We start from the raw sequence: 5,534 nt of genomic DNA on the forward strand, positions 1-5,534 counted from the left end.
ACTACACGTTTGACGGGGACCAAGACCTTCATGACAGGGCTCCAGAGTTGTTGATTGGCAGAATATGACGTATCGGTTGACGTTGACGTAAACGTAAGCTTTGCATTCTATGCTGCGGCGTGCCGGATGCGGGCCGCGGGACCGGTGGCCGGAGGGTATCCAGGCGTGCCGGGCAGAAAAAGAACGGTCGTTCTATTTTTCATTATAGAGGGCGGAACAGAGGGAATTAGAGCATCCTGCCCAACCGTTGTCCTAAAGGTGTCTTTCAGGCGTCAATTGCCTCGCGGCAGCGCGCCCCCCAGGAAGCCGGGGGCGGCTCAGGAGGGCTTGGCGGCGTTCTTTTCGTCCACCGCGGCGCGGGTGTGCACCACGCGCTGCGGATAGGGAATGTCGATGTTGTGCGCGCGCAGGGATTCGAGGATGGCCAGGTTGATGCGGGAACGCAGGTTTTGCTGGCCGTTTTCCGGGTCCGCCATCCAGTAGTTGAGCGTGAACTCCAGCCCGTCGGGGCCGAAATTGGTCAGGTTGGCGCCGGGGGCCGGGTCGCGCAATACGCGGTCCTGCTTGAGCGCGGCTTCAATGAGCAGGCGCATCACGAGTTCCACGTCGCTGTCGTAGCCCACCGAGACCACGGTGGACTGCAGCACCTGCGGGTCGCTCAGCGAGAGGTTTTCGATGCGGGTGCTGATGAACATCTCGTTGGGCACGATGGATTCGCGCCCCGAGGGCGCGCGCACCACGGTGTAGCGCGCGTTGATGTCGGTGATGCGGCCCTCGAAGGTGTCCACCCGCACGTTGTCGCCTATGCGCACGCTGCGCTCGGCCAGCATGACAAAGCCGCTGACGTAATTGGCGGCCAGCTTCTGCAGGCCGAAACCCACGCCCACGCCGACCGCGCCGCCCAGCACCGAGAGCGCCGTGAGGTCTATGCCCACCGAAGACAGCGCCAGCAGCAGGCCGACAAACATCAGGACGGCGCGCACCGCATTGGCCACCGCCTTGCGCAGGGACAGCTCGTTGCCGGTGGCCGAACGCAGCAGGCGCGCCTCTATGGCCGAGGAGATCCACAGCGTGATCAGCAGCACCACGCCGGCCGTCACCGCGCCTTCGAGCATGGTGCGCACCGACAGGTTGCTGTTGCCTATCTTCCATTTGATGCCGTCGAGCTCATCGAGCACCACGGGCAGCAGGCCGCTGACCCACAGCACCATGGCGATCCAGGCCAGCCAGGAGATGGTGCGCTCCAGCGCGCGCACCAGCGGCGCGTCCTTGAAGGCCACCTGCAGCACCTTGACGCCCAGGCGTATCACGGCCAGCGACACCAGCACGGGAATCGCCACCTTGAAGAGCGCAACGGGGAACATGTGCGCCAGCAAGTCCTTGGCCATGTAAGCAAGGAACAGCAGCAACACCGGAAACAGCACGCCATCGATCACGCGGCGCCCGAACAGGATGGAGGTGTTGTCGACCGCCATGCGCGCGCGGCCCGCCACACGCACCACCAGCCAGGCCAGCAGCGCGCAGCCGACCAGCGCGGCGAGTTCCGTCAGCGTCGTGGGCTGGGCCAGCGCGGCGAACCAGGCGTCCAGGCTGTCGATACGGGCGGGGGGACGGGTCGTTACGGCGCCGGCCATTGGGGTTTCCTTTTTTCGATGAAGGCTTGCACGCCCTCCTGTGCAACGGCGTGGGCCATGTTGCGGGCCATGGACTGGCCCGCGAGCTGGTAGGCGGCCTCGATGCCGGTTTCACGTTGTTGGTAAAAAAGCGCCTTGCCCATGGCCAGCGCCTCGCGCGGTTTGGACAGCAGCGACTGCAGCAGTTTTTCGACCTCGCCGTCCAGCGCTTCGAGCGGCACGACACGGTTGACCAGCCCGCGCGCGCGGGCTTCGCCGGCCGTGATGAAGTCGCCGGTCAGCAGCATCTCCATGGCCTGCTTGGCCGGCATGTTGCGCACCAGCGGCACGCTGGGCGTGGCGCAGAACAGGCCCACGTCGATGCCGTTGACGCCGAAGCTCGCGCCCTCGGCCGCCACGGCCAGGTCGCACTGCGCCACCAGCTGGCAGCCGGCCGCGGTGGCCAGGCCTTGCACCCGCGCGATCACCGGCACCGGCAGCTTCTGGATGCTGAGCATCATGCGCGTGCACTGGGCGAACAGCGCCTGGTAATACGCCAGCTCGGGGCGGGCATGCATGTCCTTGAGGTTGTGGCCGGCGCAAAAGGCCTTGCCTTCGGCCGCGATGACGAGCGCGCGCGCCTTGCCGTCGGCCGCGATGGCGTCGAGCCCGGCCTGCAACGCGGCCAGCACGTCCTCGCCCAGGGTGTTGAAAGCAGCCGGGCGGTTCAGCACCAGGCGGTGCACGCCGCGCGCGTCCTGGCTATGCAGCACGGGGGCCGAAAGGTCAGCGGCGGATGCGGCGCTCATGAAAAAACTCCTACAGGTCGGCCAGCACGCGGATGTGGGCCTCCACGCTGCGCGCCAGCGCATTCAGGTTGTAGCCGCCTTCGAGCGAGGAGACGATGCGGCCCTGCGAATGGCGCCTGGCGACATCCTTGATGCGCTGGGTGATCCAGGCGTAGTCCTGCTCGACCAGGCCCATCTGGCCCAGGTCGTCGTCGCGGTGGGCGTCAAAGCCGGCGCTGATAAAAATCATCTCGGGCCTGAACTCCTCCAGGCGCGGTATCCACATCATCTCGATCAGCTCACGCACGTCCATGCCCTTGGTATAGGCCGGCACCGGCAGGTTGAGCATGTTGCCCGCGTGGCTCTCGGCGCCGCTATAGGGATAAAGCGGGTGCTGGAAAAAGCTCACCATCAGCACGCGCTCGTCGCCGCTCAGGATGTCCTCGGTGCCGTTGCCGTGGTGCACGTCGAAGTCGACAATCGCCACGCGCTTCAAGCCGTGGCGCTCCAGCGCATAGCGGGCGGCGACAGCGACGTTGTTGAAAAAGCAAAAACCCATGGCCTTGTCGTGGCAGGCATGGTGGCCGGGCGGGCGCACGGCGCAAAAGGCGTTTTCGAGTTCGCCGGACAGCACCGCATCGGTGGCGGCCAGCGCGGCGCCGGCGGCGCGCAGGGCGGCGTTCCAGGTGTGCACATTGAGGGCGGTGTCAGGGTCGATCTGGGCATAAGCCGGCCCGCCCGCCTTGATGTCGTCGGCCAGGCGGTCGCTCAGGCCGCGCAGCGCGGCCACCATCATGCGGTCGTGCGCGAGTTCGATGTCGCCCAGGGCCGCCCGCGGCGCCTCGCGGGTGTCCAGTGCGTCCTTGACCCCGGTGGCCAGCAGCCAGTCGTCGATGGCGTCGAGCCGCTCAGGGCATTCCGGGTGCCCGGCGCCCATTTCGTGCCTGCGGCAGTCGGGATGGCTGAAATAACCAGTCGCGTTCATCGGGAAATCGTCGGGAAATGTTTTACGAAAAATTACGGTATGGTTGGCGGCATGAATGCCACAGAAAAACTCCAAGCGCTCCTGAATCAGCTTAACACGGTCATCGTCGGCAAGCCGGCCCAGGTGCAGGACTGCGTGGCCTGCCTGCTGGCCGGCGGCCACCTGCTGATCGAGGACGTTCCCGGCGTCGGCAAGACCACGCTGGCCCATGCGCTGTCGCGCTCCTTCGGCCTGCAATTTTCACGGGTGCAGTTCACCGCCGACCTGATGCCCAGCGACCTGTCGGGCGTGTCGATTTACGAGCGGCAAAAGGAAAGTTTTGTGTTCCACCCCGGGCCGGTGTTCGCCCAGGTGCTGCTGGCCGACGAGATCAACCGCGCCAGCCCCAAAACCCAGAGCGCGCTGCTGGAAGCCATGGAAGAAAAGCAGGTCACCGTTGAAGGCGAAACCCGCCCCCTGCCCCTGCCCTTTTTTGTGATCGCCACGCAAAACCCGCACGACCAGCTCGGCACCTACGCCCTGCCCGAGTCGCAGCTGGATCGCTTCCATATGCGGATCTCCCTGGGCTACCCCGACCGCGCCGCCGAGCGCGAGTTGCTGCGCGGCGCCGACCGGCGCGAGATGGTCGAGCAGCTGCCGGCCCTGCTGGCGCCGCACGACCTGCTGGAGTTGCAGCAGCTGGTGGCTCAGGTCCATGCCTCGGAAGCCCTGCTCAACTACCTGCAGGACCTCGTGGCCGCCACACGGTCCGGCCGCTGGTTTCTGCAGGGCCTGAGCCCGCGCGCCGGCATCGCCATCATGCGGGCCGCCAGGGCCCAGGCCTTTTTGAGCAAGCGCGACTACGTGGCGCCCGACGACGTCGCCGCCGTGTTGCCGCAGACCGCGGCGCACCGGCTGATTCCCGTCAGCGACGCCGGTCGCGGCGCGGTGGAACAGGTGCGCGCCATGCTGGACGCCGTGCCCCTGCCCTGATCGCTGAACCGCCCAAAGCCGCCTCTCTTCGCTTGTCCCCATGGCCGCGCTGCTGACCTTCCTCCCCAATCCCGCAGCCCTGGTGCGCGCGCGCTTCCAGTCCTGGTGGCTCAGCAAGCTGACCTTCACCGACAGCGTGACGCTGACCCAGCGCAACGTCTACATCCTGCCTACCCGGCCGGGCTGGATGATGGGCGTCACCCTGCTGGTGCTGCTGGTGGCCTCCATCAATTACCAGCTGAGCCTGGGCTATTTGCTGACGTTTTTGCTGGCCGGCAGCGCGCTGGTCGGCATGCACGTCTGCCACGGCACGCTGCGCGGCCTGTCCATGAACCTGGCCGCGCCCCATGCCCAGTACGTGGGCGCCACCGCCACCGTTGAGGTCAAGCTGAGCAACACCCGGCGCGGCACCCGCCACGGCATAGGGCTCAGCGTGCTCAACCCGCAGGACGTGGATATCGAAAAAGGCCGGGAACGGCACTGGGCCTGGACCGACGTGCCCGCGCAGGGCAGCAGCACGGTACAGGTGGCATTCACGCCGCGGCGGCGCGGCCTGCACAGGCTGCCCACGCTGACCGCCGAAACCCGCTTTCCGCTGGGCACCTTCCGCGTCTGGACCATCTGGCGGCCTGCCGCACAGGTCCTGGTTTATCCCGCACCCGAAGCCCACCCGCCACCCCTGCCCCCAGGTGAGCCCCGCTCCGGCGGCGCCGCGGCCGCCCTGCGCGCGCAAAGCAGCGGCGAATTCGACGGCGTGCGCGGCTACCGCCGCGGCGACCCGATGAAACTCGTGGTCTGGAAAAAAGCCGCGAAAGACGACGGCCAGGGCAACAGCCTGGTGGTGCGCGACACCCAGCAGGCCCAGCGGCACGAACTCTGGCTGGATTTCACCCAGGCCGGGTCCGGCGGCGTCGAACAGAAGCTCTCACGGCTGTGTGCCTGGGTGCTGCTGGCCGACAAGCTGTCGCTGGACTATGGTTTGCGTTTGCCTTCTCTGGAGGTCAAGCCCGGCAGTGGGGAGGCACATAGGCGCTTGTGCCTGGAGGCGCTGGCGGTATGTTGAAAGTTTTTTTGTCTACCCGACTGGGTGGGATTTTGCTGAGTTCTGCTGGCCGGGGGTTGCCCGGCGGCAACTCACTTTTCTTTTGCTTCGCCAAAAGAAAAGTAAGCAAAAGA

The 5,534-nt window shown here is 66.4% G+C and carries 5 protein-coding genes; 2 read left to right on the forward strand and 3 right to left on the reverse strand.

The window, feature by feature from the left end; translation table 11 throughout:
• Positions 1 to 317 precede the first annotated feature (317 nt).
• Genes PMI15_RS19420 through PMI15_RS19430 form a run of 3 tightly spaced genes read right to left on the reverse strand, consistent with a single transcriptional unit; the run spans position 318 to position 3,386 of the window.
• Positions 318 to 1,634, reverse strand: coding sequence for a mechanosensitive ion channel family protein (locus tag PMI15_RS19420; protein ID WP_007873370.1), 1,317 nt, complete (start codon positions 1,632 to 1,634; stop codon positions 318 to 320).
• Positions 1,619 to 2,422 carry an enoyl-CoA hydratase gene (locus PMI15_RS19425; protein WP_007873371.1) on the reverse strand — a complete coding sequence of 268 codons (804 nt, stop codon included), beginning with the start codon at positions 2,420 to 2,422 and terminating at the stop codon, positions 1,619 to 1,621. The genes PMI15_RS19420 and PMI15_RS19425 overlap by 16 nt, the downstream gene beginning before the upstream one ends.
• Positions 2,423 to 2,432: 10 nt before the next feature.
• Positions 2,433 to 3,386 (reverse strand): histone deacetylase family protein, encoded by a 954-nt coding sequence (locus PMI15_RS19430; protein WP_007873374.1) that lies wholly within the window; start codon positions 3,384 to 3,386, stop codon positions 2,433 to 2,435.
• Between the two features lie 51 nt (positions 3,387 to 3,437).
• Between PMI15_RS19430 and PMI15_RS19435 the strand changes: the two genes are divergently transcribed.
• Both PMI15_RS19435 and PMI15_RS19440 read left to right on the forward strand, forming a co-directional pair.
• Positions 3,438 to 4,358 (forward strand): MoxR family ATPase, encoded by a 921-nt coding sequence (locus PMI15_RS19435; protein WP_007873376.1) that lies wholly within the window; start codon positions 3,438 to 3,440, stop codon positions 4,356 to 4,358.
• Between the two features lie 40 nt (positions 4,359 to 4,398).
• Positions 4,399 to 5,421, forward strand: coding sequence for a DUF58 domain-containing protein (locus tag PMI15_RS19440; protein WP_007873378.1), 1,023 nt, complete (start codon positions 4,399 to 4,401; stop codon positions 5,419 to 5,421).
• The last annotated feature ends 113 nt before the right edge of the window (positions 5,422 to 5,534 follow it).

Source organism: Polaromonas sp. CF318, assembly GCF_000282655.1.
Taxonomy (GTDB): domain Bacteria; phylum Pseudomonadota; class Gammaproteobacteria; order Burkholderiales; family Burkholderiaceae_C; genus Polaromonas.

What these genes read in the sequence shown, in the direction of transcription:
- PMI15_RS19420 (WP_007873370.1), bottom strand. Translation starts at nt 1,634, where the DNA reads ATGGCCGGCGCCGTAACGACCCGTCCCCCCGCCCGTATCGACAGCCTG.
- PMI15_RS19425 (WP_007873371.1), bottom strand. Translation starts at nt 2,422, where the DNA reads ATGAGCGCCGCATCCGCCGCTGACCTTTCGGCCCCCGTGCTGCATAGC.
- PMI15_RS19430 (WP_007873374.1), bottom strand. Translation starts at nt 3,386, where the DNA reads ATGAACGCGACTGGTTATTTCAGCCATCCCGACTGCCGCAGGCACGAA.
- PMI15_RS19435 (WP_007873376.1), top strand. Translation starts at nt 3,438, where the DNA reads ATGAATGCCACAGAAAAACTCCAAGCGCTCCTGAATCAGCTTAACACG.
- PMI15_RS19440 (WP_007873378.1), top strand. Translation starts at nt 4,399, where the DNA reads ATGGCCGCGCTGCTGACCTTCCTCCCCAATCCCGCAGCCCTGGTGCGC.